This is a genomic window from Neolewinella persica DSM 23188, assembly GCF_000373105.1.
Lineage (GTDB): Bacteria > Bacteroidota > Bacteroidia > Chitinophagales > Saprospiraceae > Neolewinella > Neolewinella persica.
In genome coordinates, this window is record NZ_KB890442.1 from 56,683 (window position 1) to 83,111 (window position 26,429).

General features: G+C 50.0%; 24 protein-coding genes. 6 read left to right on the top strand and 18 right to left on the bottom strand.

The window, feature by feature from the left end; translation table 11 throughout:
* Window position 1: 1 nt before the first annotated feature.
* The 12 genes from B036_RS0117935 to hemN all read right to left on the bottom strand — a co-directional run bounded on the left by B036_RS0117935 (window position 2) and on the right by hemN (window position 12,430).
* The gene (locus tag B036_RS0117935; protein WP_020570115.1) at window positions 2-1,204 is read right to left on the bottom strand and encodes a PAS domain-containing sensor histidine kinase; all 1,203 of its coding nucleotides are present in this window, start codon (window positions 1,202-1,204) and stop codon (window positions 2-4) included.
* Window positions 1,205-1,308: 104 nt separating this feature from the next.
* Window positions 1,309-1,530: a hypothetical protein gene (locus B036_RS0117940; RefSeq protein WP_020570116.1), complete on the bottom strand. Its 222-nt coding sequence runs from the start codon at window positions 1,528-1,530 to the stop codon at window positions 1,309-1,311.
* Window positions 1,531-1,842: 312 nt separating this feature from the next.
* Window positions 1,843-2,247 (bottom strand): CBS domain-containing protein, encoded by a 405-nt coding sequence (locus B036_RS0117945; protein WP_020570117.1) that lies wholly within the window; start codon window positions 2,245-2,247, stop codon window positions 1,843-1,845.
* 43 nt (window positions 2,248-2,290) lie between these two features.
* Window positions 2,291-2,980: a sulfite exporter TauE/SafE family protein gene (locus B036_RS0117950; protein ID WP_020570118.1), complete on the bottom strand. Its 690-nt coding sequence runs from the start codon at window positions 2,978-2,980 to the stop codon at window positions 2,291-2,293.
* A gap of 10 nt (window positions 2,981-2,990) precedes the next feature.
* Window positions 2,991-3,428, bottom strand: a complete 438-nt coding sequence (locus B036_RS29920; protein WP_020570119.1) for a FixH family protein — start codon at window positions 3,426-3,428, stop codon at window positions 2,991-2,993.
* A gap of 2 nt (window positions 3,429-3,430) precedes the next feature.
* Window positions 3,431-5,005, bottom strand: a complete 1,575-nt coding sequence (locus tag B036_RS0117960) for a 4Fe-4S dicluster domain-containing protein (RefSeq protein ID WP_020570120.1) — start codon at window positions 5,003-5,005, stop codon at window positions 3,431-3,433.
* Window positions 5,006-5,087: 82 nt separating this feature from the next.
* The gene (locus tag B036_RS29925) at window positions 5,088-5,990 is read right to left on the bottom strand and encodes a cbb3-type cytochrome c oxidase N-terminal domain-containing protein (protein WP_020570121.1); all 903 of its coding nucleotides are present in this window, start codon (window positions 5,988-5,990) and stop codon (window positions 5,088-5,090) included.
* On the bottom strand, window positions 5,987-6,175 hold the full coding sequence (locus B036_RS0117970; protein ID WP_020570122.1) for a hypothetical protein: 189 nt from the start codon (window positions 6,173-6,175) through the stop codon (window positions 5,987-5,989). Before B036_RS0117970 ends, B036_RS29925 begins: the two co-directional genes overlap by 4 nt.
* A gap of 91 nt (window positions 6,176-6,266) precedes the next feature.
* Window positions 6,267-8,414: a cytochrome-c oxidase, cbb3-type subunit I gene (ccoN, locus tag B036_RS0117975; protein ID WP_020570123.1), complete on the bottom strand. Its 2,148-nt coding sequence runs from the start codon at window positions 8,412-8,414 to the stop codon at window positions 6,267-6,269.
* Complete coding sequence (ccoS, locus tag B036_RS0117980) at window positions 8,407-8,565, bottom strand: cbb3-type cytochrome oxidase assembly protein CcoS (RefSeq protein WP_020570124.1); 159 nt, start codon at window positions 8,563-8,565, stop codon at window positions 8,407-8,409. The genes ccoN and ccoS overlap by 8 nt, the downstream gene beginning before the upstream one ends.
* Before the next feature lie 81 nt (window positions 8,566-8,646).
* Window positions 8,647-11,067 (bottom strand): heavy metal translocating P-type ATPase, encoded by a 2,421-nt coding sequence (locus tag B036_RS29930; protein WP_044103082.1) that lies wholly within the window; start codon window positions 11,065-11,067, stop codon window positions 8,647-8,649.
* A gap of 13 nt (window positions 11,068-11,080) precedes the next feature.
* Window positions 11,081-12,430, bottom strand: a complete 1,350-nt coding sequence (hemN, locus tag B036_RS0117995) for an oxygen-independent coproporphyrinogen III oxidase (protein WP_020570126.1) — start codon at window positions 12,428-12,430, stop codon at window positions 11,081-11,083.
* Between the two features lie 151 nt (window positions 12,431-12,581).
* On the opposite strand from hemN, the gene B036_RS0118000 reads away from it, so the two are divergent.
* Window positions 12,582-13,697, top strand: coding sequence for an Mrp/NBP35 family ATP-binding protein (locus tag B036_RS0118000; protein WP_020570127.1), 1,116 nt, complete (start codon window positions 12,582-12,584; stop codon window positions 13,695-13,697).
* 609 nt (window positions 13,698-14,306) lie between these two features.
* Here B036_RS0118000 and B036_RS0118005 read toward each other — a convergent pair.
* From B036_RS0118005 to B036_RS0118020, 4 genes are all read right to left on the bottom strand, one after another.
* Window positions 14,307-16,832 (bottom strand): TonB-dependent receptor family protein, encoded by a 2,526-nt coding sequence (locus B036_RS0118005; protein ID WP_245557486.1) that lies wholly within the window; start codon window positions 16,830-16,832, stop codon window positions 14,307-14,309.
* Complete coding sequence (locus B036_RS0118010) at window positions 16,822-18,297, bottom strand: HTTM domain-containing protein (protein ID WP_020570129.1); 1,476 nt, start codon at window positions 18,295-18,297, stop codon at window positions 16,822-16,824. The genes B036_RS0118005 and B036_RS0118010 overlap by 11 nt, the downstream gene beginning before the upstream one ends.
* A 100-nt stretch (window positions 18,298-18,397) precedes the next feature.
* Window positions 18,398-19,459, bottom strand: coding sequence for an imelysin family protein (locus B036_RS0118015; RefSeq protein ID WP_020570130.1), 1,062 nt, complete (start codon window positions 19,457-19,459; stop codon window positions 18,398-18,400).
* Window positions 19,460-19,616: 157 nt separating this feature from the next.
* Window positions 19,617-20,810 (bottom strand): DUF4856 domain-containing protein, encoded by a 1,194-nt coding sequence (locus B036_RS0118020; RefSeq protein WP_026232093.1) that lies wholly within the window; start codon window positions 20,808-20,810, stop codon window positions 19,617-19,619.
* 309 nt (window positions 20,811-21,119) lie between these two features.
* Here B036_RS0118020 and B036_RS0118025 point away from each other — a divergent pair, with 309 nt between their 5' ends.
* The 5 genes from B036_RS0118025 (at window position 21,120) to B036_RS0118045 (ending at window position 25,104) form a co-directional block, all read left to right on the top strand.
* The gene (locus B036_RS0118025) at window positions 21,120-21,899 is read left to right on the top strand and encodes an SDR family NAD(P)-dependent oxidoreductase (protein WP_020570132.1); all 780 of its coding nucleotides are present in this window, start codon (window positions 21,120-21,122) and stop codon (window positions 21,897-21,899) included.
* Between the two features lie 5 nt (window positions 21,900-21,904).
* A complete protein-coding gene (locus tag B036_RS0118030) occupies window positions 21,905-22,783 on the top strand; it encodes a fumarylacetoacetate hydrolase family protein (protein ID WP_020570133.1) in 879 nt (292 codons plus the stop codon).
* Window positions 22,784-22,952: 169 nt separating this feature from the next.
* Window positions 22,953-23,372 (top strand): hypothetical protein, encoded by a 420-nt coding sequence (locus B036_RS0118035; protein WP_020570134.1) that lies wholly within the window; start codon window positions 22,953-22,955, stop codon window positions 23,370-23,372.
* Between the two features lie 94 nt (window positions 23,373-23,466).
* Window positions 23,467-24,234: a hypothetical protein gene (locus B036_RS0118040; protein WP_020570135.1), complete on the top strand. Its 768-nt coding sequence runs from the start codon at window positions 23,467-23,469 to the stop codon at window positions 24,232-24,234.
* 363 nt (window positions 24,235-24,597) lie between these two features.
* Window positions 24,598-25,104, top strand: coding sequence for a ribosome maturation factor RimM (locus B036_RS0118045; protein WP_020570136.1), 507 nt, complete (start codon window positions 24,598-24,600; stop codon window positions 25,102-25,104).
* Between the two features lie 67 nt (window positions 25,105-25,171).
* Here B036_RS0118045 and B036_RS0118050 read toward each other — a convergent pair whose 3' ends face one another.
* Together B036_RS0118050 and B036_RS34165 are read right to left on the bottom strand one after the other, a co-directional pair.
* On the bottom strand, window positions 25,172-26,224 hold the full coding sequence (locus B036_RS0118050) for a T9SS type A sorting domain-containing protein (protein WP_020570137.1): 1,053 nt from the start codon (window positions 26,222-26,224) through the stop codon (window positions 25,172-25,174).
* Window positions 26,193-26,429: hypothetical protein (locus B036_RS34165; RefSeq protein ID WP_211217411.1), on the bottom strand; the 237-nt coding region annotated here is incomplete at its 5' end. The genes B036_RS0118050 and B036_RS34165, both read right to left, overlap by 32 nt.

Sequence of the window (26,429 nt, forward strand, 5' to 3'; positions counted from 1 at the left end):
TTTAGTTAGGTTGGTTTGCAGGTAAAACAATGGTGAATTCGGAGCCTTTCCCCATTTCGCTGGAAAAGTCAATGTGCCCGTCAAGGATGTTTACGTAATGGGACACAATGTTTAGGCCAAGTCCCGTTCCCTTAATGTTTTCCACGTTTCTGGCCCGGAAAAAACGGTCGAATAAATGTGGGTGGTCTTCTAACGGGATGCCAATGCCCTGGTCAATTACACTGATCTTGCATTCATCCTTACTCACCCAGCTTTTAATCGTAATGTCCATTCCTTCGGGTGAATATTTCGCTGCGTTGGAGATGAGGTTAACCAGAATGTGGCGGAGGAGCTTTGGATCACTAATGATTCTGAGTGGTTCTTCAGGGTGGTCAATAATAACCTGCTGACCAGTTTTCATTTGCCCTTCACTGCTCTCAACGCTGGTAGAAATGAGTGCCCGAAGGTCAACCAGGCGTTTTCTGACACCTACTTTACCTTGTTCCAGCTGGGAAAGAGAAAGGAAATCATTAAGTACCTCCGTAAGCTGATTAACCGCATCTTTAATTCTGTTGATGTGCCGCTCTCTCTTAGGTTGTTGTTCTTCCGTCTCATACAACTCGATAAGTTCGGCGGAACTAAGTACCGTGCTTAAGGGCGTTTTAAATTCATGGCTGGCCATGCTCAGGAACCGACTTTTTAACTCGTTCAGTTCCCGTTCTTTTCCAAGCGCATGTTTTAGTTCAATTTCTCTTTCCTCAAGAGCGGCAGTCCGTTGTCTTACTTTGTTCTCAAGCTCTTCGTTGAGCTGTTCCACGCGCCTTTGGGCTTCGTGAAATTGAGAGACATCGTGCAGGATACCCGTGTAAATAACTTTGTCTTCCAGCTTGACTTCACTTACGGCAAGTCGTATGGGGAATTCTTTGCCATCTTTACGGCGGCCCATTACTTCTCTGCCAATGCCGATGATGTGGGGTTTCTGGGTGGTATGATAACGGTCCAGGTACTCATCATGGTGTTTGCGGTCATGCGCTGCCATCAGCATATTAATCTTCTGGCCTATCACTTCTTCAGCTTTGTATCCGAATAACTCACAGGCTGCCCGGTTGAGGTTTTCAACAACACCGTCGGTGCCAATGGTAATAATACCATCCGTAGCCATCTCGAACAGGGCCCGCAATCTGCGGGAATCTTCCTGACTCATGACCTGATTTTTATCGTCCATTATCTTTTGCTACTTGTGATAAGTCCTAAAGATAGTTGACCAGTAATAAAAAGTGCCTCCGGAGAAGCCGGAGGCACGTAAGTAAACCCCTTAGATGACCGAAGCTATGCGGCCTTTTTTTCTACTGCCTTCTTCTTTTGCATTGTCATTATCGTCGTCTCCTTTTCCTCCGGTAAAAAACTTACCCCCAGCATGGCGCTGAGAAAAAGAGGTAGTGCCAGGACGGCGATTAAAGGCTGTCCGGCAAACATGCCGCCAATAATCAGGGCCATCATCAGGAAGAAACGAATAAGGACTTTGTCGAAAGTAAGGGCGAAGAAGCGCATGTCTTTGTGTTTTGTTGTACCACAAATTTCGGACACTAACAGTGGCTTTGGACTGACGAAAATCAGGTTTTCAGATGATATTTATCATGTTTTGGCGCGACGGCAAAAGAAAACGCCTCCGGCCTACATAGGGTAGGTCGGAGGCGTTGAGACCGATGAGGTCACCGGTGATAAGTGGGGGGCTTGCATTATACCAAAACCGTAAAAGTTTGGGATACAGTTGACCTTCGGTCAGTAGCGTTTGCAGGCGCTTAGCGCTATGCAATTTTCCAAACCATTTCGTAATGGATAAAGCGTGAACCCAATCAGCCTTTATTTATAATCTCCCAATTTAACCTTCTCCTGGTCCATGAACCGGATCAAATCCAAAGTGGTCAGAATGCCTACTAATTTGGTCCCTTTTACCACCGGCAATGCATGAAACCGGTTCAGGGCAAAAACATTGGCTGCAGTGCGTACATCGTCGCCTGGTTCGAGCTTGGCGAGGTGGGTGGTCATCAATTCTCCGGCGGTGGTTGCTGAAGCATCGTGGTCCAGTGTTTTCAGGAAGTCAGACTGACTGAGAATACCGACGAGGTTACCTACAGGATCAACTACCGGTAAGTGGTGGATACTGTGGTCCTCCAATAATTTTTTTGCCTCCTTCAGTGGGGTAGAAGACATGATCTGGACCAGCTCAGTGGTCATCAGAGTGGAAATCTTAGTAAGGGTATTCATTAGTTGGCTGTTTAATTTTAGTGCAGGATACGAAAAAAATCCACTAGTGGCAAAGTGGCGGAAAGGCCATGTCCTGATAATTGAAAAAAGCGCCGGGAACGTGTGCGTTCCAACCTCGCCAGATAAGCAGGATGGCGGAGACCAACATAATGGCCGGTGTCCAGCGTTTGAGGGTGTCTGGGCGGAAAGTCAACATCTTTCTACCTGCATACAGACTCGCACTCAGTAGAGGTAAGGTTCCCATTCCGAAAGCCAGCATGAATGCGGAACCAGAAATCGGGCTGCCGGTATTTGCGGCTCCAATGACGGCAAGGTATACCAGTCCGCAGGGAACCAATCCGTTGCATGCCCCCAGGGCATATTGAGCGGATAGACCGCGTTTGCCGATGAAAGCAGCCATCTTGCTGCGCAAAGAGAATTGAAAACTTGCGTAGGCTGGCCACCTGGCAAGTATTTTTCCAGGATCCCATTGCATAAGGGCGAATACAATTAGCAGAATGCCAGAAAGAATGGCCAGTGCACTTTGGGCATTCCAAAGCCGGAGCCCTAATCCTAAACTGCCCAACAAGCCCCCAAGTATCAGGTAGGTGGTGAGCCTGCCCGCCTGGTAGGTGAATGGTGCGCGCCAACTACTTCCGCTTGTGGAATTCGCAGCCAGCATTAACGGACCACACATTCCTACACAGTGCAGGCTGCCGAATAGACCAAGCGTAAAAGCTGCGATGAGTTCCATGATGATAGGTTTAAACGGTGAGGGTGAACTCGTCCAGATAATCCTTACCCGCTGCTGACCATTCCAGGATGGCGCGGTACCTGCCAGGTTCGAGGCCGGAAAGAGACAAATTCATCCCCCCGGTTTCATCAATCCTGATCTTTACTAGTCGATCGTGGAGCTTACTACTTGGGCGGTAGAACAAGAGCGTGCCTTTGGCTGATGGAGCAAGCGCTTCAGGGAAAACCACCCGGTAATTGTCTGCCGTCTTTTCCAGGCGTACGCCCTGGGCCAGGTCGCTGCTGTTTTGTCGACGGTCATACTCCTGTTGGTAGTTAATGTCGTGGGCGTAGTACTCCTCCGTCACCAGGCTATTGTCGAAGGTGCGGCTTTTTATCACCACAAAGATCAACGTTAGAACGAAGAAGGAATAAAACACCGCGATTCCGTGGCCCCAATGAAATTTCATGGTTAGTTCTTTGGATGAATGAAGGTAGTGGTAATCGTTTTTAGCTTTTCGTCTTCCCCCCAGACATCCACCGTTATTTCATCGGGGTAGCCATTATTGGCCTCCATGTCAATGAACAGAGCGCCTTCCGTAACCTCTCCGGGCTTTGCAATGGGGGAGGAGCCAATGGTGCGGACGGTACCTCCGGGCACCTCAAACCTGAGGGGGATTTCCTTGCCCGTCTTGTTAACAATTTGGTAGTTATACAGATTGTTAATGGAGCCATCCGTATTTTCCTGATACAGCATGCCAGGGGTACGCAGTAAAAGAACGTCTAGTCCGTCACGACCGCCCAGTAATACAATATTCAGGGCAAGTAAGGCGAGTAGGACAGTAGAATAGGCTAAGACCCGGGGCGTCCAGATTTTGCGGACTTTTTCACGAACACCCCGTTCACTATCGTATCGGATAAGACCCCGGGGACGATCGATTTTGTCCATCACTTCATCGCAGGCATCGATACAGGCAGTACAATTAATGCACTCCATCTGTATACCATTTCGGATGTCGATACCGGTAGGACAAACTTGTACGCACAGGGTGCAGTCTATACAGTCTCCGAGTTTTGGCAGACTGACCGTTTCTACTTCTTTTTCGTTGGTGGAGAAGGCTAATGCGGGCGAGGACGCAGGTGCAGTGGAAGGTTGAGCGGCAAGGTGGCCATCCGCCGTCAGTGCCGTTTGCATACGGTTTAATATCTGGTCAGAACAGGAATCTTTGCCATCCTTGCAGTTCTCGCAATCACTACAAGTGCTGCGCTTCGGTTGGCCCTTGCGGATTTTCCCGCGAGGCTCTCCACGTTCATAGTCGTAAATCACTGAGATACTGTCGTCCACCAGCAGTACGCCCTGTAAGCGACCATAAGGGCAAATAGCGATGCAAACCTGCTCGCGCATATTGGAAAACACAAAGTGGAATACTATAATGAAAATGACAATGGCAATGAAGCCCCCCGGCGCGTCGATTGGAGACTGCGAAATGGTGGCCAGAACTGCATCGGTGCCAATGATGTAGGCCAGGAAGGTGTGAGCGATCACCACCGAAATAAGTACAAACAGGCTTTGTTTAATGACCTTCTTTTTGATTTTATCGGCATTCCAGGGAGCTTTATTCAACCTTCGTTGCGCATTAGCATCCCCTTCAATCCAGTACTCAATCTTGCGGAAGACCATCTCCATAAAAATGGTCTGTGGGCAAACCCAACCACAAAATAACCGACCGAAAACCACCGTGAAGAGAGCGATAAATACGACCCCTGTGATCATCATGATGGCAAAAAGATGGAAGTCCTGCGGGCTGAACGTTATACCAAAGATAATGAAGTGGCGTTCCAGCACATTGAACAAAACCAACGGTTCTCCGCCAACTTTGATCCACGGTAAGCCAAACAATACGATCAGTAAAACATAGCTTACGTAACTACGCCAGTTGTAGTAGCGGCCAGACGGTTTCTTAGGGTATACCCATTCCCGACCGCCGTCTTTATTGACGGTTGCAATGGTATCCCTGAAGGCATCCTTGTCTCTGTCGGTACTCATTTGGTTAGTTTTTAGTTTTCAGGACTCAGTTTTCAGGACTCAGGATTCCGAGGTCTGACCCCTGACTCCTGATCCCTGATCTCTATTTGCTCTCTTCAGCACCTTCCGGTTCCTCTACACTTATGATATAGAGTTCTCCCTGAGCTTCTTTAGGGTTAGGAGGGTTGGTACCCACCAGACCAAGAATGAAACTGGCTACTTCCTGCATGTCCCGGGCGCGAAGGTCGTTTTTCCAGGCAATCATGCCTTTTTCGGGAACACCATGCTTAATAGTTTTGAAAACATCGATGATGGACCCACCGTGAATCCAGTACTCGTCGGTCAGGTTAGGCCCAATACCTCCTTCTCCTTCTTTACCGTGGCAAACGGCACATTTGCTTTGGAATATGATGTTTCCATTGCTCAGCGCATCTGCATCGGCCAATAGTATTACGTTGGATTCGTCAATGGCATTTTTCTGGGTAGCAAGAAAAGCTTTGACGTCTTCTTCCGCCTCCGCCATTTCCATAGCGTAGAGCTCCTGGGTGGAGGCAGCACTGTCGGCAAAGTGATTGAAATAAAGGTAGATGGGCGCAAAAACGATGGAAGCATAGAAAAGCCCCTTCCACCATGGTGGGAGGTTGTTGTCCAATTCGCGGACACCGTCGTAATCGTGGTCCAGTACAATACTGGCCTCCTTTTCGATCGGAACCCGGTCGGTGAGCTTTTTCATGAGCTCATCCCACCAGGAGGTAGGTTTCGTCAAATTTTCCAATCCGACTTCTTTGATCAAATCGGGATTGGTAGATGCGAGCAGCCTTGCCTGCTGCAGCTTCAACATTGTGGAGCTGAGGTTGATGATGGCCAGGCCACCACCAAGGACAACCAGAATGATGAGGGTGAACAGCAGTTGTTCGAGGACTGACATTCCGCCCAACGGTCCGCCAACGACGGTTTCCGGTGCTGGCGTGGCTTGTAGCAGAAAATTGATGCTGAATACTTTCACGATGGGTTGTTTTGCTCAGTTAGTGGATAGCTGTCGATCAATGGTTGCTTTTCAACCTCCGCATAGGACCCGCGTCCGCGCCCGAAAACCATCAGTAATGCGACGCTGAAAATGAAGAAAAAGGTCAGGAGGGCCATGATGGCGAGCCAGTTGATGCCGGAATCGGCGAGGAGATACTTGGCCATAATTTTTTATTTTTCAGTTCATAGTCGATAGTTCATAGTCCTTTGCCACCTGTACTTACCGGGCTTCGGACCATGAACTATCGACTACAGACTACTTAGTTGTTTTAATGTCAGTGCCCAGCCGCTGGAGGTAGGCGATGATGGCAATGATTTCTTTCTGCTCCAGCTCAGCATCTTCGATTCCATCATTGCGCAAGGAGGTCGCAATTATGGCGGCTTGTGCTTCCGCATCTGCAATGGCTTGTTCGTCATAGCCTTCTTCGTAGGGCGTACCCAGGGTTTGAAGGACACGGATCTTAGCCGGTAACAAATCATTATTGAGCTTCCGGGTTAGCAGCCAGGAATAATCGGGCATAATACTGCCAGGACTCGTCGACTGAGGATCCTCCATGTGCCGGTAGTGCCAGCTGTCCGGATACTTCCCTCCTACCCGGTGAACATCAGGCCCCGTACGCTTACTACCCCAAAGGTGCGGACGGTCATAAATGAATTCTCCAGACTTGGAGTACTGTCCATACCGTTCCGTCTCTGAACGGAAGGGCCGGATCATCTGACTATGACAATTGTTACAACCTTCCCGGATGTAGATGTCCCGTCCTTGCAGTTCCAATGGCGTGTAAGGCATTACCGAAGCAATCTTCGGGACGTTGTCTTCGACAATGACCATTGGGAAAACCTCCGCAAGTCCGCCGATGAGCACCAAGATGGTGGAGCCAACGAGTAGCTGAACGGGCCGACGCTCGATCCAACGGTGCCAGTACTCTCCCTTGTGCCCGCCGGGGCTGGCAGACAGAGGTGGAGCTGCGGCTGGTTCATTTGCAACAAATTTACCCTGTTGTACAGTTTTGATCAGGTTGTAGATCATCAATATTACACCGGCCAAATAGATGGCTCCGCCAAAGGCACGCATGGCGTACATTGGCAAGATGGCGCTTACGGTTTCCAAAAAGTTACCGTATTGAAGCATGCCTTCAGGGAGAAATTGCTTCCACATGGCACTTTGTGTCCAACCGGCCCAGTAAAGTGGAACGGCGTAAAAGACGGTACCAAGCGTAGCAATCCAGAAGTGGACGTTGGCAAGGCTCTTGCTGTAAAGCTTGGTGCTGAACAGGCGTGGGAAAATATAGTAGAGGACACCGAAGGTGAGCATGCCGTTCCAACCCAGGGTGCCGATGTGTACGTGCCCGACGGTCCAGTCAGTATAGTGACTGATGGCGTTGACGCTTTTGATCGACAGCAGTGGGCCTTCCAGGGTTGCCATACCGTAGGCGGTGATGGCAACGACGAACATCTTCAGGACGGGGTCTTCGCGGACTTTATCCCAGGCGCCCCGCAGGGTAAGCAGGCCGTTCAGCATCCCACCCCAACTTGGCGCGATCAGCATAAGACTAAAGACGGTCCCCAGGCTCTGTGCCCAGTCAGGCAAACTGGTGTAAAGCAAGTGGTGTGGACCAGCCCAAATGTAGATGAAAATCAGGGCCCAGAAGTGAATGATCGACAGCCGGTAGCTGAAAACCGGGCGGTTAGCAGCTTTAGGCAGGAAGTAATACATCAGGCCCAGGTAAGGAGTGGTAAGGAAGAAGGCTACGGCATTGTGGCCGTACCACCATTGTACCAGTGCGTCTTGGACACCAGCAAAGAGGGGGTAGCTTTTCCACAGACCCACGGGGATTTCCAGGCTGTTACCGACGTGTAGAACAGTAACCGTTACCCACGTAGCGATGTAGAACCAGAGGGCAACATAGAGGTGCCGCTCCCGTCGTTTTAGGATGGTTCCGAACATGTTGATGCCGAAAATTATCCAGACCACCGCGATACCGATATCGATTGGCCACTCTAATTCCGCGTACTCCTTACTGGTAGTAAGACCTAGTGGAAGGGTGATCGCTGCAGCAACGATGATCAGCTGCCATCCGTAAAAGTGGATGGTACTCAGCAGATCCGAAAACATTCTTGTTTTCAATAATCGCTGCAGACTGTAGTAAACACCCATGAAAATACCGTTGCCAACGAAGGCAAAAATGACGGCATTGGTATGCAGTGGGCGGATGCGGCCGAAGGTGAGTTCAGCAGTCAGGTTAAAAGATGGAAAAACCATTTGCAGGGCGGCAAGCAGCCCAACGGTCATCCCAATCAACCCCCAAAAGGCAGTTGCGTAGGCAAATAGCTTAACCGATTTATTATCGTAAGCAAAGTGTTCCAATCCGGTGGTTTCCGGAGCAGTAGATGTTTCAGTCATCGTTGGATGGTTTGGCGTCCTCAAATAATATTCTAATGGATGGGGTGACTTCGTCCTCGTATTGTCCTGTCCCTACTGCCCAGAAAAAGGCGTAGAGAAAGCCAACGGCTAGTAGCAGGCTAACTAAAATAAGGAGTAAGATGATTTTCATGGATGAACCAATTGTGGCCGCAAGGTCCGAAGGCCTGCAAGGGTTTGAAATGATTAATTTCCAGGGGGAGAATGATATTTGTCATCGGCCCTGATGTCGAAAGGAGTAGCTGTATACCAGCCAGGAACCAAGTGTAGCTACAATAACTACGGTTATTGAGCTCAGCGGCATTAGAATTGCTGCAATTATGGGGCTGAGTGTTCCGGATACGGCGTAGCTCAGGCCAATGATGTTGTAGCAAAAGGCAATGCCAAACGTGAGCCAAAGGATCCATTTTAAGTTGCTGGATGCCCGGAGTACTTGTGGGAGTAAGTGAAGCTCATCCCCAGTTAGTATTCCGTCGCAGGCGGGGCTGAAGCGGGCCTCGTCATCACTGACGGCCAAACCAACGTTGGCGGTTTTTAATGCGCCAGCATCATTAAGCCCATCACCTACCATCAGCACTTCGTTGCCTTTTTTCTGCAAATCTGCTACGTACTCCTGTTTGGAAAAAGGAGACATGTTGAAGTGCGTACGGTCCGGTTGAAACAGCCGTTCCCAAAACCTTGTCTGTGGTTTCTGGTCTCCTGAGATCAGGGCAATTGATCCTTTTTTATTTAATTCCGTCAGGAAGTCCTTTCCTCCGGGGCGTAAATGCGGACCCGCCGGTTTTAAAGAGAAAATGGGGACCGTACCCGCGACGGCATAGGTGCCTGATTTTGTGGAGGGTAACCCACAAAAGCTTGCTTTGCCCAGTCGGAAATCCTGCCCGTGGTGATGAACAATCAAACCTTCACCAATTTTTTCAGTCAAACCGTGTAAGGTAATTGGCTGTACCCCGGTGGCTCTGAGGGCCCTGGCCATCGCCCGGCTCCGGGGATGGTCTGAGCGTTCGGCCATTGCCAGGAATACCGGTGCATAGCCAGCGGCCGTATGCTCGTCGGTGTGATAGTCCACTGATTCTTCGTCCTCGTTATCAACCAGGGTGCCGGTTTTATCAAAGACGAAAGCATTTACCCGGCCGAGCTCCCGGATAACGCCTGGTCCCCTTAGGTAATATCCTTGCCTGCCGAAAAGTCGCTGGAGGGTACCATAGGCAAAGGGTGCCGCCAGTGCCAGGGCACAGGGGCAGGCAATGATTAAGACTGCAGTGGCTGCTTTGAAGGCAAGGTTCGTGTCGGTGGGGTACCACCAGGCCAGCGTGCCGGCCGCCAGCGTGAGTACGAAAAGAGTAAAGTACCTGACCAATGTTTCAGACGGCTGGACACCATGGTTTTCTTCTTTGCTTGCGCCACGTTGCCACAATTGTAGTAAATAACTGTGGGACGTTTCTTTGGTCACTTCTATCTCAAGGGGAGAGGCCGTTGCACGGCCACCGGCAAAGACTTCCTGGTTGATCGCTACGGGGCGGGGCGCGGCTTCTCCGGTAACGAAACTGTAATCGATGCCAGCTTTGGTGAAGGCGGTGAGCCGTCCGTCTGCAGGAATTAATTGCCCTGGTTTTATCCGGATGTGATCACCTGGCCGAAGGTCTTCGCTGGCCACTGGTTCGGTGGAACCATCGGGCGAGAGGCGGTGCGCAGCTACCGGGAAGTAATCCCGGTAATCCCGGTCAAAGTTGAGACGGGCAAAGGTGTAAGATTGAAACCAGCGACCAATCAGGAGGAAAAAAACCAAGCCTGAAAGGCTGTCCAGGTAGCCGGGGCCTGTTCCTGAAATGATCTCGTAAACGGAGCGGGAAAACAGGGCGATCATCCCGATCGCGATCGGCAGATCGATGGTAGCTCTACGGGCCTTAAGGCCGTACCACGCAGCGCTGAAAAAGCCGCTGCCGGCGTAGAACATGACCGGAAGACTAAGGATCAGTAAAAGGTAACCCATTGCTCCTCCAACCATCAGGGAACCTGCGTCCGCGCCCAGGCCGAAATACTCGGGGAAACTAAGCAGCATGATATTTCCAAAGGCAAAACCCGATAGTCCTATTCGGTAAATCAGGCTCTTATCGCTTTGCTTTTTGTCGAGAGGGGTATCGTATTGAAAATGAGGAGGGTAGCCTATTCGGGCAAGCATTTCTGCAATCTGCCTCAAATTGATCTTTTGTGGATCATATTGAATACTGGCCTGCTTGCGCGTGATGTCAATTACGCAATTACGTACTCCCGGCAGCAACTGAGGCAGTCGCTCCAGTAGCCAAACACAGGAAGCGCAGTGAATGGCAGGTAACTCTATTGCTATGTGGTGCTGCGTTTCATCCTTGTACCGGATCATCCGATCGGCCAGCTTTTCAACATCCAGCCAGGAATAGTCCTGGTTGCCCAGCTTTCTCTGGCTCTTACCTGCCTCATCATTGAGGCGGTAAAAATCGCCAAGATTGTTAGCTTTCAGTATGTCGAAAACGGTTTGGCAGCCTACGCAGCAAAAAAAGCTATCGCCGGAACTAAGGCTATCGTCAGGGCAGGCCTCTCCACAATGTGTACACAAAAGTACTGATGGTTTGGTCTTGCTTTCGGGGGATTTTCCCATGGTCATCGTTACGCTAAATGGCTTGACTAAAAGTGGTGTTCTCCGGCTTCTTACGCCAATAATGGTCATCTAGCGGCAGGCAAATATTTCTCAGGAAAGGCTTACCGGCATTCGTTACTTCGATGCGGTAAGGAGAACGCCGCAGGATGCCGTCGGCAGCCATGTCATCCCAGTGATGGACCGCCCGTTCTACGGCATTGCAACGCATTTCCGGGCGTCGCCAGTCGGTATATCCCTTACACATCAGGTTCAGAATATGCCGGCGTACAATTTGATCTTCTTCGTTTAGCTGATGGCCTTTGATAATCGGCAAACGGTTTTCGAATAACAGCGTTTGCTGGTAGGTCTCTACCTTCTTTTCGTTTTGCACAAAGGTGTCCCAGCTATCTCCAATCGAAGAGCACCCAAGGGCGATGGTCACCGGTGTATTGGCGGTGGTGTATCCCATAAAATTGCGGTGCAACTCTCCCTGGTCCAGGGCTTGATAAAGGTCATCTTGCGGGAGGGAGAAATGATCCAGCCCAATGTCTTTATAGCCCTGCATTTCCAGCATGTCTTTGCCCGTAACGTACAAATCCCATTTAGCAGCACCCCTTGGCAGGTGGCTTTCGTCGTAGGCGCGTTGCCCGGGGCTAACCCAAGGCACGTGGGCGTAACCATAAAAGGCAATACGCTCTGGTCTTAGCTGATTTACTTTGGTAATCGTATTTACAATGTCGCTCTGCTGCTGCGTTGGTAGCCCGTAAAGAATGTCGAAATTGATCGAGGTATAGCCCGCTGCTCTGGCCTCTTCCACACACCGGAAAACCGATGCTTCACTTTGCCTGCGGTTGATCAGCTTGAGAATATCAGGACTAAAATCCTGAATACCGATGCTAACCCGATTAAACCCGATGTCAGCCAGGGTTTCCAGGTGTTCTTTTGTGGTGGAGTTGGGGTGGGCTTCAAAGCCGAAACTGTGGTCGTCGGCAACGTCGGCATGACGTAGGATACCGTGCAGCAAACGGCTGAGGGCCGAAGGGGAAAAGAAGGTGGGTGTGCCTCCGCCCAGGTGAAGTTCCTTCAGGCGGGGCCGCTGGTTAAGGGAGCGGACGTAGATCCGCCACTCTGCCAGTACGGCATCGATATAGGGATGCTCTACTTCGTGCTTTTTGGTGATCCTCTTATTGCAGCCGCAAAAAGTACAGAGCCTTTCGCAGAAAGGTAAGTGTATGTAAAGACTGATCTCAGAGCTGTCTGCAAGCTGTTTGTTTACTGCAGCCAGCCACGCGTCCTGGCTCGGAGCCTCTTGCTGCCAGTAGGGTACCGTTGGGTAGCTGGTGTAGCGGGGGACGGGTTGGTCGTATTTTGAGATCAGGCTCACGATAGATAATATTTTGCTCAAAGGTGGGCCTGTGGGGAGGGTGTCTGCGATGACGGTAGTCAGAGTGGCCGATGATATAAATCAGCGGTGGCCCCGAAATTGATTTTAACCCATCGTCAACCGTCCTACTGTTTCCAATGTTTGTCCCCCGATGGAAAGCAGTAAAATTGTTCGAGCCTTAGCCACCGTACAGGATCCCAATACCGGGCAGGATCTGATTACCGCCAATATGGTATTGCATCTGAAAGTGGAGGCGCCAAATGTGTCTTTCACCCTTCAGTTGCCTAAACTGGACGCGGATTATAAACAGCAGCTGAATTTCGCTTGTCAGGAAGCGATTCTGGGCGTATATCCGGAGGCGAATATTCACGTGCACATGCAGAATCCGGGCGCGGCCGCAGGTGCAGGGAAAAGTGGAGGACCAAAGAAGGGTAACCCATTGCCTCACGTGAAAAATATCATCGCCGTAGCTTCCGGTAAGGGTGGCGTTGGCAAGAGCACAGTTTCGGTCAACCTGGCCCTTGCACTGCAAGAACTCGGTGGTGCCGTTGGCTTACTTGACGCAGATGTTTATGGTCCATCTGCCCCAACTATGCTGGGCCTCACGGGACAAAAGCCTACCGTAGAGAAGATCTATGGTAAGCCAAAGATCAAGCCATTATACGCTTACGGCCTCCCGGTAATGAGCACGGGGTTTGTGGTTGAACCAGAGCAAGCCGTAGTCCTTCGTGGACCCCGCCTATCCGGTATCATCAAGCAATTCCTTGAAGAATGCGTTTGGCCTCCTCTAGATTATCTGATCATTGACTTGCCTCCGGGAACCGGAGACGTGCAGCTTTCCCTTGTTCAGACCGTTTCGGTAACGGGTGTGGTAATGGTGACAACTCCCCAGCAGGTCGCGCTTGCCGATGCCATTAAAGCCATGAATATGTTTTTCCTGCCCGACGTGCAGGTGCCCGTCCTCGGCGTAGTCGAAAACATGTCATGGTTCACCCCCAAGGAATTGCCTGACAATAAGTACTACCTCTTTGGTAAGGATGGCGGTAAAACCCTCGCCCGTAAATCAAACTCCATGCTCCTGGGGCAGATTCCGTTGGTGCAAGGCATCCGGGAAGGCGGAGATGATGGGAAGCCCTCCTTCCTCGATAAAGATAATGAGATCACCCGCGAAGCCTGGTTGACCGTAGCGAAGAACGTAGCCCGTCAAACCGCGCTGCGGAATGAAATGATGGGACAGACGAAACCAGTTGAGGTGAAGACTTTCTAGGACCAGGTGAGGGCCTCCAGCTCCGGCACCTATCCAGCCGACACGCTGCTAGAGCTCTCCGCGTAACATTCCTATCAAGAATTTTAGCCTGATTAGGCTACCATTTTTTCCATCAAGATGGTGGCGTCAATTCCGTTAAGCAGGATGTTGACTGACCAGTGCATGGGTTAGGTCATGGCTGGTTTTACGAGGAAAATGACTTTAAGCCAAAATAGATTGCCTCCACTCTTAGTAGAGTATTTGGCAGAACTGTGTTTACTGAAAGGTTAATTTGAAAAAAATATTTTCTGGAAGAAATATTAGGTGTACCTACTTGATTTTGAGTGAGATACCTCAACTTTCTTTAGGCGAAAGAATGAGGGACCGGTACTTTATTCTACATAACCGGTACTTTTTCGTGACTAAAGCGGGGCTTTCCCGTCAGAAGACCGAACAACGCAAAAACATATATTGCCTCACCTTAATGAAGGATTGTTGGCCGAAGCTTTTCTTTTTAGACACTAACAACAACACTTTTAGGTGAGCTCCGGACAGAGCGAAAACCTAAGCGCCAGTTATCTTTTGGATGGCTGGCGCCTTTTTAATTGCAGCAGGTGCATATCGACCAACTTACAGCCTTACTTCCACCCCTACATAAAATGACCTGGGTGCCGAAGGAATAATCCCCGGGCCGGGATACCCGGTTGCCCGGCGCGTGAAATACACCTCATCGAGTACATTATTTATGCCGGCTTCCAGCGAGATCTTTTTCCACCGGTAAGACAAGGAAATATCTGCTACTCCGTAAGCAGGAATGGTGCCAACGATGCCTGATTGATTATCGGCACGATCCTGAGGTGCATTACTTGCATCCGTAAACTGACTGGACAGATAGCTGTATTGAATGGAGCCAAGCAAATTACCATAGCCAAACCGGAGACCAGTTTTGAAGTTGACCAGTGGAATAAATTCTACCTCATTGTTCTTAATGCCGGCAATTTCTGAATCCGTATACCTGGATCGTGTGAGACTTGTATTAGCGAACACAATTAGAGAATACGGTTGCCCGTTTGTGGTTTTATCGTTCAGCAGGCGCCATTCCAACAAGGACTCCAGGCCGTAAATAAAGGCTGCGCCGATGTTGCCACGTAGTCGGATGATCCGCCCGGTCTGCACCTCCGTTCCGTCAGGTCGTATACGTACTTCGGGGGTAAGCACTTCTCCCAGACGGTCGTTGTACTGTAAGGCAAAAACATTGGCGGTATAGGCCAATTTGCCGGCTATTCCCCGGACGCCAGCATCGGCAGTATATCCGTCTTCATCTGAAATGTCCGGGTCAACCTGAAAGGAAGGATTAACGGTCCGAATGTCATTAAAGGTAACAGATCGGTAATTCTGACTGATGTTTCCGAAGAACTCGAGCGTCTCCGAAGGACGATAGCTCACTCCGATCCCAAGCAGCATCAGGTTCCGCTCAAAGGTCCGGTCATCAGGAAATTCCTCGTCGCGGATGGGGTTACCCGCCAGGTCGAAGTCAATGCGTCGGAAGGAACCCAGGCTTTCAGTTTTAATGTACTCGTACCTTAGGCCTGGGGTGATGCTAAGCTGGTCATTGAAGTAAAAAATGTGTTCTCCGAATAGGGCAACGTTCCGGTTTGGAAAACTGAAAGCAGATTGATTTGGGAAGGACGGAAAATCTGCTGTCGCAAGCCGGAAGTCAGCATCTGTTCCGTTAGAGCCTGGTCCCTGGAAAGCCGTGTTATCAGCCTTGTAGTATTTTGCACCAAGAAGGAATACGGCGTTTTTTGAGCCAAGTTTATACCGGTGCAGCAGGCGTCCTTCGGCCCCCCAGTTTTTGAAGGTGCCGGAGATCAGGTCACGCGGGGCGGAAAGGTCATCGACCTGGCTGACCCGGTTGGTCCGGAAGCCGACCGCGCTGCGCGCGGCATCGAGGCCAAAAACGTTTAGGCTAAGGGTTGTTTGGTCATTGAGCTTATGGTCCCATCGTAAGTTGAACAATTGCCAGTCTACGGCAAACCAATTACGGGTGCGATTACTTTGTAACGGATCGGCGTAGAACTGAGCGTCAGTAAGGCCACCGGACTGTTGTGCCACGTAGTCGAGGTAGGTATATTCGAAGCTGATTTTGCTGTTCTCGGCCACCTTATAGTCCAGGTGCAGGAAGGCATTTTGGCTGTTGAATCCTGAGTTTGGCCGGAAGCCGTCTCCTTTTTTGTAGTTGTAATATCCGTAGTAGCCAAGTTTTCCTACGGTACCGCTTAGCGCATTGAAGCTGGTGAATAGGCCGAAGCTGCCCATTGTTTGTCTGCTGATAAGGGAGATCTTCTTGCGAGGGTCTGGTTTGCGGAAAACGAAGTTGACCAGACCGCCGAACTGGGAGCCGTACTGTAGGCCTGCGGCACCGCGTATGACCTGAATTTCTGAGAGTGCTTCTGCCGGCGGCGTATAATAGCTCTCGGGATACCCGAGGACATCTGCACTGATGTCGTAGCCATTTTGACGGGTATTGAAGCTGGCCGATCGGTTAGGGTCGAGGCCACGGCCGCCGATGCTGAGTTGCAGGCCGGCATCATCTGATTCGAAGATGTTGAGGCCGGAAACCTCTGCATAGATTTGGCGGGCCTGGTTACTGGCGACGTTAGCAGTCAGGGCGTCGAGGCGTACGACTTCGGTTTTTTTTCCGGCGTAGATGGCCGTTTCTTCTACTGCTCGCAGACGAGTTAACGCAAAGCGTTTTTCTCCTTCGGCGATGACGGTGACGGCTGCCAGGTCGAGCAGAAGTGGAGAGAGTGTTGTCGTGAATTCAGTTTGTGGTCCCGATAACTCAACCTGCTCAGTTTTACTCGTGAAACCGGGGGTAAACAGGGTAAGCGTCAGGGTCGTCAACTGATCGTCAACTACGAACTTTGTTTTTCCTTGTCGATCAGTTTCATATACCCGGACGGTTTCTTCGACGAAAATTTCTACGGTGGACAAAGGTGTATTGTCTTCCTGGCTGAGAACGGTGAGGGTAAGCGTTTTTTGGGCGCTGACGCAGGAGCAGAGCAGGGTAGTAAAGAGCAGGGTTGGGAAAACAGATCGCTTTGCCCTGAATTGCCTCATTAATCCCGTTAGTCGAAAGTTATTATAATCCATAAATCTCATCTTCAAACGGCATTAGCCACGCGACGCGTGGCGTGTTTGTGGTGATGGTGGTCAGGTTAATGCCGGGGTTGACGTAAACCCGGCTTCCTCTTCCATTGAGGGCGACGTAGCTTTCTGCAAAGACTGCGGGCAGAGGTTCGCCATTTATTTGGTGTTCGGCAGCGATGAAGTGGGCGAACTCCAGGATAAAATCGGGCTGGGACGCCAACTGCTTTTGTTGGAAGGTTGTGAGGTAGCGACCGGGGTCAACGCTCCTGCGTTTTCCCGAAGAAGGGTCTTCGACCTGATAGGTGAGGTAGCCTGCCTTTTCCATCAGCATTACCCGCCAACTGAAACGGTAGCCTTCTTCGGTCCAGAACAGTTCTCCGGGATGTAGGGCGTATCGCCAGGGTAGGGTGAGGTGGGCCAGCAGGGTGAGGGAAACGATGATGGCGCTTGGGGTCAAAGCGCTTTGCTTTTTGTAGTATCCCGTACTTCTACGGAAGTACATTTTTGCGGAATTACCCAACGTGTCGTTCACCGCTCTTTCGTCTTTTATCTGCACCTGCGGCCGCGCCACCTGGTGTATTGCATTTTTACTCCTCCAGTATTTTCTGAAAAGAATGGATATTCCCCTCAAGCCCTTATGTTTAAAGGCTACTCCAACTTTTTGAAAAGATGTCAGCAACCGTTCATGCACCCCCTCATCAAAAAAGATTAATGCACTCACGATCATGATGTACGGAAACATTCCGATCGGGAACAATACCCTGGTAAGTACGTGAAAAACGACGACCATCACAAAGGCAAAGACCCGGGTAGGCCGCCAAAATAGCAGGAAGGGAATCAAGAGGTCATACGCTGCCCCCGACCAAGCAAAGCCGTAGTGCACCCACCGCTGTTGCAGCAGATCGCCCAATAACGGAATGTTGTATTTAGCCGGGAGCCAGATGGCCAGAGGCTGCGCTTCCAGCAACCAATCGGAATTCAATTTTGCCAAGCCGGCGTAGAAATAAACGACACCGACAAAAATCTTCAGACTGTCTATTGTCCAGCGCGGTATGTAATGCACTTTCCGACCACGCGCATCCATTGAGAAACAAGCTGCCGCAGGCAGCCAAATTAGCACAAAACTCAACAGCGTAATGAAGTAGTAATGGTTCAAATACGTCGTCTTGTCCATCAGCTCAATGTACGTGAAGCTAAGGAAGAAGATGACAATGGCTAGTCGGTACTTCCACCCCAGCATGACCATCAGTGCAGAGATAAATGCTGTCCCAAACAGCAGATACGTCCAACTGCCCAAAGGCTTCACCCACTCGAAATACTGATAACTGAAAAAATAGGTAGGCTCCAGGTACAGTTTTTCAATCCACCCATTAGCCCAAAACCGTACGATGCTTAACGCCATCATCAGCCCAAAGCCAATTCGGAATACCGCAAGCGGGGCGGGGGAGGTAGGTAGTTGACAGTTCATAGTCTTTTCGTTCGATAATTCATAGTCTATATAGTTCTTAGTGCAATAGTCTCACGATCAGTGCTGTGGACTATTAGACTATGAACTAATGAACTACCTACTAATCCCCGTCCGCATCAACATAGTCGATATTGATGCTCAGTGCCTGCACCATATCCACTTTCATCAATACGACCAGCCTTTGCATCTCATCGTAGAGACCCAGCAGTTGTACGTTGTCTACTTCCACCTGCTCAGCAAAACTGTCCGTAAGGGCTGCACTCGCTTCTAGGATGACCGCAAATTGTGCTTCGATCTGGCTGCTCAGGAGTTCACCGTCGCGACGTACATTCAGTACGTCCAGGTATTCCTTGAGGCCCCGGTTGGTGAAAAAGTCGCGGCTGGCACTCAGTGCCTCCAAAAAAAGTTCTTTGGAATAGCCGGCATACAGCGCTTCTACACGGTCGGCCAGCGGATCATCGCTGAAAACACCGGCCGGGATACCGACTTTCCCTGCACGCAGGAATTTTTCGTAGTGAAAGATATAATCATTTATCGTCCGGTCAATGCTGGCAGTGGCAGAGTTGCCGTCGTTTTGGATGAACAGGTCGCGGTACGTTCCGTTCCAATCTGTCAGCACAGTTTCGTTGAGTAGAAGCATACGGTCAATTAGCGCCGTTGCATAAGCACGATGATTGGCGTTGGTGAGTAGCTGATTGTTTTCAGCATGCAGCAGAAATTCCAGTGCCGGGAATCCCTGAGCGACGGTGTTTGACGGCAGGTCCAGATTGGCTGCTCCGGAATCGGCGTTCTCCTGGATCAAGTCAACATTGGCGGGGTAAGTGTTGAGTAATTCCCGCATCCGAATTTCTTCGCCCTTGCCGATGAGGAAGGGATCCAGGCGCTGAAAGGATAAATAGGCAGCCTTAAAGCGATTTTGGAACTCGGTTAAAGTTTCTGCACCTGGGTTTAGACTAAAAGCTTCGTTGGCAGCGGCCATTGCTTCAAGGTTTGCCTCGAAGTCATTGTGTGCCGGAATGATGACCTCATCTGCCCATGTTTTTAGCATTTCGCGGCGGTCAAAAGACGGCATCATCGGGTCGTCATCGTCGCTTCCTGCTGGGTTGGAACAGGCTGAATAAGTAAGGAGGGGCAAGAGCAATAAAATCAGATAACGGGACATAGCTTTAATCAATTGGAGGATGAAGAAAAACAAATTCCTTGCTTTTGGCTTTAGCTGCTCTTATGGGGAGAAGCTTCGGCCAAATAGTGAGAACAAAATATTTTGTGACTAATTTCGTGAGGGTATTTGGCAGGAGGTTGCTCCGAAGGCTAGCTATTTAATTGCCAGCTTCTGCTACGGAAATGCCATAAGCAGTAGAAATCTCATTAGCGATGGTAGCGAGGACGGTAGTGTCCAAGTCCCAGAAGCCATTGCCGGAGGCATTGGTAAGGTCAGTGATCCATCCCTCTACAACGGTGGCATCCTGGCCAGCAACAAACCGCAGGCTGTATATGAAGCCATAGCCTTCACTAAGATCATGGAAAGCACCGCCGGTGTTAGCAGGTGTGGTAGTCAATGCAGTTTCACCTTGCTTTAAGTAGTAAACGGCACGGACAGCCAGAACTTTGGTCAGGTTTTCTTTGATGATGGTGGCCTGGCGGTCACGTTCAGCATAATCTCCGGCAACAATGGCGGCGCGGCCGGTACGGAAGGCCAGCTCTACGTCGGTGGCAATGCCCGTAAAATCGGCGTCGTCCTCGACACGCCCCAGGTACTTATTCAGGAAATTATCTGCAGTGCCAAGGTCTGTCAAGGGTTTTGCCGGGTTTTGTGAACCACCGAACAGGTAGCCAAAGGCTTCGTCCCATTTGTGTTCCATACTAGTATAAGGACTTCTATCTACTACGGTACCCATGTCATTGTCCTCACGGTTAGTGCCTTCGTCAAGCACTGCGGTGCTGAGGTAATTGTTTACTGCCTGGTCATACATCAAGGCACCTATCAGAGACTTCGCTATTGCTTGGTTATACTCCAATCCGTTGGCATTTACGTAGCGGACGGAACTACCGTCGGCAATTTGCCCGGCCTGCCCAGCAGCGGCGACTTCGTTACGATTAGGGAATACTTCATTCACCTGGGCGGTTAACCATTCGTCCATAGTGGTACGAATTGCCGTGGAAGCCGTGGTATTGGAAAAGAAAAGGTCGTGGCTGGCGGCTACTTTGGAGCGTATGGATTTAGTGGATGCGTTCAGGTCCGCATCGGCAAAGGGCATTGTTCCTTCGGTATTACGGAACATCTCGGCCAATCCTTCGGCAGTTTGATCGAAGTTAATCATTGCGACTGCCAGCTCTTCTGCCATCGCGATTCGGGTAGTCTGTCCGGAAAAACTAACGGTAGACTGGGCATCACGGGTAAAGCTGTAATCAGATGGTACTTCCAACGCCGGACGGGTGTCATCATCATCCTGGCAACCGGTTAAAAGTGTAATGGTAGCTAACATGGCTATAAGGGGAAGAAGTCGAGTCATTTTTAGACTATTTTTATCTGTACTAATTCTTAATAGTGCAAATGTAGACTCCCTTCAAGGAGGTAGACAAGCCTTTTGGGGCTTATTTTGAATTTGTCTAAGTAGTTTAACATAGGTGTTGCTTTTTTATGACAGGGGAGGAATCAGGTGGGGCAGGACAATCGGAACTGATGGCCTACTTTTACTGGTCGGGCTTTATCACTTCCATTAAAACGTTCTCATTGGCAGCCATGAGTTCCTGAACGGTAAAGGTTGCCGCTCAAAAATTCTCGCCAGAACTAATAACAGATAACCTAATCCAAGCAAACCATGAGATTCAGCTATAAAAACAAAACGGTCATGATTACCGGTGGTGGAAGCGGCATTGGCCAGGCCATGGCGGAGACCTTCGCCGAAATGGGCGCTACGGTGGGGATACTGGACAGGAACGAGTCCGCAGGCCAGACAACCGCTAGGGGAATCAATGATCGGGGTGGGGCGGCTCACTTTTATCGCTGCGATATAACCAATTATGCTGAGGTAGCGGCTTCGGTGAAAGCGATGCACACTATCTCCAGCGGTATAGATGTACTAATTAACAACGCAGGGATCGGGTTCGTCGGCAACGTGGAACAAACGAGCGAAGCGGATCTGGATCGTCTCTACAACGTGAATGTAAAAGGGACCTTTAATTGCATTAAGGCGGTAATCCCATTCTTCAAAGAACAAAGTAGCGGCGTGATCATAAACATGGCTTCCATTGCTTGCTCTGTGGGCCTTGCCGATCGGTTTGCTTATTCTATGACTAAAGGCGCCGTGCTTACCATGACCTACTCCGTAGCCAAAGATTATCTAAATTACAATATCCGGTGTAACTGCATTTCACCTGCACGCATCCATACCAGCTTCGTAGACAACTTCATCGCAAAGAATTATCCCGGTCGTGAAGAAGAAATGTTCAATACATTATCTAAGTCACAACCCATCGGCAGAATGGGAAAGCCGCAGGAAGTCGCGGATTTAGCCCTTTATTTATGCTCTGATGAAGCCTCCTTTCTTACGGGGACTAATTTCCCGATTGACGGAGGTTTTGTAACCATTAACAATTAAAGAACATGAAATTAATAAGATTCGGAGCGGCAGGGCTCGAAATTCCAGGAGTAGCAATCACGGAGGGTCACCGCATTGACGTCTCCTCGTTCGGAGAAGACTATGATGAGAAATTCTTCGGAACCAAGGGCATTGAAAGATTAGAGCAATGGCTTATGGCTAACCAGGGGAATTGTCCGGTAATAAGCAACGACCTTCGGTTAGGGCCTCCAATTGCCCGCCCCTCTAAGATCATTTGTGTAGGGCTGAATTACGCCAAACACGCGCAGGAAAGCGGCATGGCTATCCCCGGTCAGCCAGTGTTGTTCTATAAGGCTACTTCGTCCATCATCGGCCCAAATGATCCGGTGATGCTGCCCAGAGACAGCGAGAAGTCTGATTGGGAAGTGGAACTGGCAGTAGTGATTGGTCAGAAGGCGTCCTACGTATCGAAAGCGGAAGCAATGGATTACGTTGCGGGCTATATGTTGCATAATGACGTGAGTGAACGCGCCTTTCAGTTAGAAATGGAGGGCCAATGGGTAAAGGGTAAAAGCTGCGATAGTTTCGCACCGATTGGCCCCTACCTGGTCACTAAATCTGAGGTTGCTGATCCTCATAACCTGGATCTTTGGTTAAATGTTAATGGAGAACAATTACAAAACAGTAATACTTCTGACTTCATCTTTGATATACCTCATGTGGTGAGCTACATCAGCCGGTTCATGAGTCTACTGCCGGGCGATGTTATTTCCACCGGTACTCCCTTCGGTGTGGGGCTGGGCTTTAATCCTCCGAAATACCTGAAAGCCGGAGACGTGATGGAACTCGGTATTACTGGATTGGGTATTTCGCGACAAGAGGTAATTCCTTTTCAGAAGAATGGTTATGCCAAGGCCAGATGACATAGCCAAAAGCGCTGGTCGATTATCTGCCGGCCTTCGTCTTTGGTCTTCGACTGCCGGGAAGAAACCCTGCTCCTCTACCTTTTTTTGCACCCGCGCCCGCGCCTGAAAGAACTAACTTGTGGTTCGGATAACCCGATAACTTAATAACCAGATAACTAGATTTACCATGCTCTCCGATCTTTGGAATGCCACCTTAAAAGGCGTTAACGACCTGGCTGGTACCGTTAGCGAAGGCGCAAAAGAAAAAACATTGAAGGTAATTGAAGACTGGCTGGAAATTTTCCCTCAACTGGCGGAATACGGCCTGGAAATCACGAGCTTTTCCATGGGCCTGGCCATCAGCCCTTCTCTCAACGTAGAGCTGTTAGGCTCTCATGAAAATTGGTCAGACGAAGCCATCGCCGAAAGGCTAGTCGAGCATAAGGGAGAAACGGCCATTACGATGGTTCTGTCTACTATTCGGACGGCTTACCGCCTACAGCGGCAAACCAAAGCGCCGTTAAAAGATCCGCTTATCCTCAAAATCACCGTTAAGATTACTCCGGAAGTCCGGGTCGTCCTCGGATTCCCGTTTGTGGAAGAATAGATTTATCCAGCAGGCAATGGCCTGCTCCTTTGGCCGTTAGTTAATTGTTCAAAGACTTACGAACGCAGACATTAGTCCTTATTACCTTTGCCCCATGCCAAAGTTTATCTTTTTGTCCTTCGTTTTGCTTTTGCTGCTGCTATCTGGTTGCAAAGAAGAAGTAGCGCCACCGGACGACTTCTCCGCTGACTATGCTTACTACCCTTTGGAACTAAATCAACCGAAATTCTATCGGTTGGACAGCTTCATTGTAAAGAATACTGTTCAGGGAGTGTTGTACGACACCACTTCACTAGAGGTTCGGGAAACACTGGTTGAAAGTTTCACGGCTGCAGATGGCATGACGGAATTTCGGGGAGAACGTTGGGATCGGCCGCTAACCGGCGGCCCCTGGCGTTTTCGGCAGACTTTTACGGCGCGCAGAACGAATCAGCTTGCCGTGAGAACGGAGGATAACCTGGCTTTCACTAAGTTGACGTTCCCAATCCGCGATGAAAAAAGCTGGGATGGCCATACTGCTTTTGACGACACACAGGACATCGCAGTTGGTGGGGAGTTTCTCGATGTCTTTTTTGACTGGAACTATCGTTACGACTCCGTCAACGTACCGATGACCCTATCAACGGGACTTTCCTTTGATCAGACGACTTTGATCACGCAGGCCGAAACCGATAACCTTATTGATTTGCGGTCAGCCTACGAAGTTTACGCTTCCGGCGTCGGCCTCGTTGAGCGCTTCATCGATGCCCGGCATACCCAATGCCGGGTATGTTGTGGGGGGGATACGGAGTCCTGCATTGACTTGCTCTGGGACGAGAAGGCGGAGAAGGGGTTTATTATCAGGCAGGTCTTACTGCGGTGAAAAATGTACTTACGTAGAAGTACGGGGTGCTACAAAAGACAAAGTACTTTGGCCGCATTTCCCGGCGCCTAAACAATGATACAGCGTTGTTTTCAGGAGCAGGAGTGAATGACTGAGTTGGTGAATGACTGAGTGGCTACCGCTTTGACCGCTCACTGCGCTGCGCCTGTTCGCCTTGGGAAGTGGAACGCAGCGACACGAAGACACTTTAGGCAAGAACTTATCAACTCAGCAAATCACCCCTTCACTTTTCAGGCGCGGCCGCAGGTGCAATAATAGGTTGTAAAGCACACCGTTGTTCCCTACTTCCTACATACCTTTGCCCGACAACTTGATAACCCGACAACCTGATAACTTGCTTCCATGGACTTAATCGAAATCGGCTGGACGGGCAAAGCCCACGGCCTCAAGGGGGAAATCAAACTCCGTATTCAGGATTTCTACGAAGAAGATCTGCTGGCTACTAAGTCGATGCTGATCGGTGATCCCGCTATCCCTTATTTTGTTGAGTCGCTTCGGGCTGGTGGAGCGATCATTGCTAAATTTGAGAACCTTGATTCCAGAGAGCAAGTCACCCTGCTTAGCAATAAGCCCGTTTGGCTGCTGGCTTCTCAGGTTACTGCCATTAATGAAGGAGAAGACCTTACGCCATGGGACCCCATCATCGGTTTTACCATCATTGCGGAGGGCTACCCGAATTTGGGGCCAATTGCCAGCATCATGGATATGCCAGAGCACTATCTGGCCGAGCTGACGCACGAGGGTAAAGCCATCCTGGTCCCGCTCCACGAAGACCTTGTGATCTCTCTCGATGAAGAGGCGGAAACGATGACGATGGTGCTGCCCGAGGGGCTGCTTACGTTGGGGTAAGTTGGACTATTGGTGCTATCGGTCTCTTTGCGGTAATAGACCAATAGCACCAATAAAACCAAAAGCACTACTTAATAACCACCCGCCCGGTTTGAACACCCGTAGTGCCCTGAACCTGGAACAGGTAAACACCTGCAGGAAGATCAGCTACTGGAATAGCTACCTCGGCGTTACCAACTACGGCTTCGGCACCCTGGCTCCGGATAACCTGACCGTTAGGAGATAGCAACCTGATAACATAACTACCAGCAACCGGTGCCTGAAAAAGAATGCTCAATTGATCATCGGCAGGGTTCGGGAAGGCTGAAGCGGAGAAATCGGTGGTAGGCGTACGAACAGAGGTGAAGGGATCACGATCGATAGTAGCACCAACAAGCATTTCGATGTCAAGGCCACCCCAGTTTGCGTTTACAGTGTTGAAGGAGACGCCCCCCATATCATTAAAGAAAAATTCCAGGACGTTGTTGCCATCTCCACAACCATCGTTGGTAGTAACGATTCCGAGGTCGCCACCTTCTTCACTACGGTACATGTCCGAAAAGTCGATCCCGAGAATAAAGGCTGATGCATCCGTCAGTTCGACTGGCGTAGAGAACACGATGTCGCTGAAGAAGAAGCCGGAAGTGTCGAGCCCAAGGTCAACGACCAAAATGGTATCACTGGCACCAAGGAAGTCACCAAAGGAGCCATCGGCGTTCAAATCGTCATATACATTTACGACGATCTTTTGATTGTCCAACGCACCGGAAATAAAGGTCGAATCAGGCATTATAAAAGCAACCAGTGCTGAGTTAATACTGAAATTAGTCGCTTCTGGCAGTTCGATGCGCTGAAGTTTTTCGAGATCAAAGTAGCCATTGGTTCCCGTCACAAAGCCGGAATTGTCGCTAATGAAAACGGTGGGAGCAGCAGCACATGCCAGGCTAAGGGCAGGGGCAAAAACGGTGTCAAGTACAGCCGACTTGTTCCAGTCTGAGTTAACAGGCAAGTTTACCATGGAAGTCAACTGTTCGTTACTAACGGCTGCTTTAGTTTGGTTTTGTGGGAAGCTGCCAGATAGGCTTTGAGCACTTAGACTCAGGCTAACACTAAGGCAAAAAAGAAGTACAAATTGTTTCATAATCAGAAGGTTGTTTGGGGGTAATAGTTACAAGGTCCGCTGAATGTTCTTTATCCACCCTGTATTCTTGTAGTCTTAACCTTATTTTACGAGTAAGTGTCAGCGAGGTTGCAGGGGCGCTACGCTCCTGTTGCAGGGGTTCAAGGGCACGCAATGTAACTGCTGCAACCCTTGCAACGTGTGAGCGCAGCGAACCTGCAACGTG

Bases quoted from the DNA above. Each gene is read 5' to 3' on its own strand.
- B036_RS0117935 (WP_020570115.1), bottom strand. From the start codon at position 1,204: ATGGACGATAAAAATCAGGTCATGAGTCAGGAAGATTCCCGCAGATTG.
- B036_RS0117940 (WP_020570116.1), bottom strand. From the start codon at position 1,530: ATGCGCTTCTTCGCCCTTACTTTCGACAAAGTCCTTATTCGTTTCTTC.
- B036_RS0117945 (WP_020570117.1), bottom strand. From the start codon at position 2,247: ATGAATACCCTTACTAAGATTTCCACTCTGATGACCACTGAGCTGGTC.
- B036_RS0117950 (WP_020570118.1), bottom strand. From the start codon at position 2,980: ATGGAACTCATCGCAGCTTTTACGCTTGGTCTATTCGGCAGCCTGCAC.
- B036_RS29920 (WP_020570119.1), bottom strand. From the start codon at position 3,428: ATGAAATTTCATTGGGGCCACGGAATCGCGGTGTTTTATTCCTTCTTC.
- B036_RS0117960 (WP_020570120.1), bottom strand. From the start codon at position 5,005: ATGAGTACCGACAGAGACAAGGATGCCTTCAGGGATACCATTGCAACC.
- B036_RS0117970 (WP_020570122.1), bottom strand. From the start codon at position 6,175: ATGGCCAAGTATCTCCTCGCCGATTCCGGCATCAACTGGCTCGCCATC.
- ccoN (WP_020570123.1), bottom strand. From the start codon at position 8,414: ATGACTGAAACATCTACTGCTCCGGAAACCACCGGATTGGAACACTTT.
- ccoS (WP_020570124.1), bottom strand. From the start codon at position 8,565: ATGAAAATCATCTTACTCCTTATTTTAGTTAGCCTGCTACTAGCCGTT.
- B036_RS29930 (WP_044103082.1), bottom strand. From the start codon at position 11,067: ATGGGAAAATCCCCCGAAAGCAAGACCAAACCATCAGTACTTTTGTGT.
- B036_RS0118000 (WP_020570127.1), top strand. From the start codon at position 12,582: ATGGAAAGCAGTAAAATTGTTCGAGCCTTAGCCACCGTACAGGATCCC.
- B036_RS0118005 (WP_245557486.1), bottom strand. From the start codon at position 16,832: ATGGATTATAATAACTTTCGACTAACGGGATTAATGAGGCAATTCAGG.
- B036_RS0118010 (WP_020570129.1), bottom strand. From the start codon at position 18,297: ATGAACTGTCAACTACCTACCTCCCCCGCCCCGCTTGCGGTATTCCGA.
- B036_RS0118015 (WP_020570130.1), bottom strand. From the start codon at position 19,459: ATGTCCCGTTATCTGATTTTATTGCTCTTGCCCCTCCTTACTTATTCA.
- B036_RS0118020 (WP_026232093.1), bottom strand. From the start codon at position 20,810: ATGACTCGACTTCTTCCCCTTATAGCCATGTTAGCTACCATTACACTT.
- B036_RS0118025 (WP_020570132.1), top strand. From the start codon at position 21,120: ATGAGATTCAGCTATAAAAACAAAACGGTCATGATTACCGGTGGTGGA.
- B036_RS0118030 (WP_020570133.1), top strand. From the start codon at position 21,905: ATGAAATTAATAAGATTCGGAGCGGCAGGGCTCGAAATTCCAGGAGTA.
- B036_RS0118035 (WP_020570134.1), top strand. From the start codon at position 22,953: ATGCTCTCCGATCTTTGGAATGCCACCTTAAAAGGCGTTAACGACCTG.
- B036_RS0118040 (WP_020570135.1), top strand. From the start codon at position 23,467: ATGCCAAAGTTTATCTTTTTGTCCTTCGTTTTGCTTTTGCTGCTGCTA.
- B036_RS0118045 (WP_020570136.1), top strand. From the start codon at position 24,598: ATGGACTTAATCGAAATCGGCTGGACGGGCAAAGCCCACGGCCTCAAG.
- B036_RS0118050 (WP_020570137.1), bottom strand. From the start codon at position 26,224: ATGAAACAATTTGTACTTCTTTTTTGCCTTAGTGTTAGCCTGAGTCTA.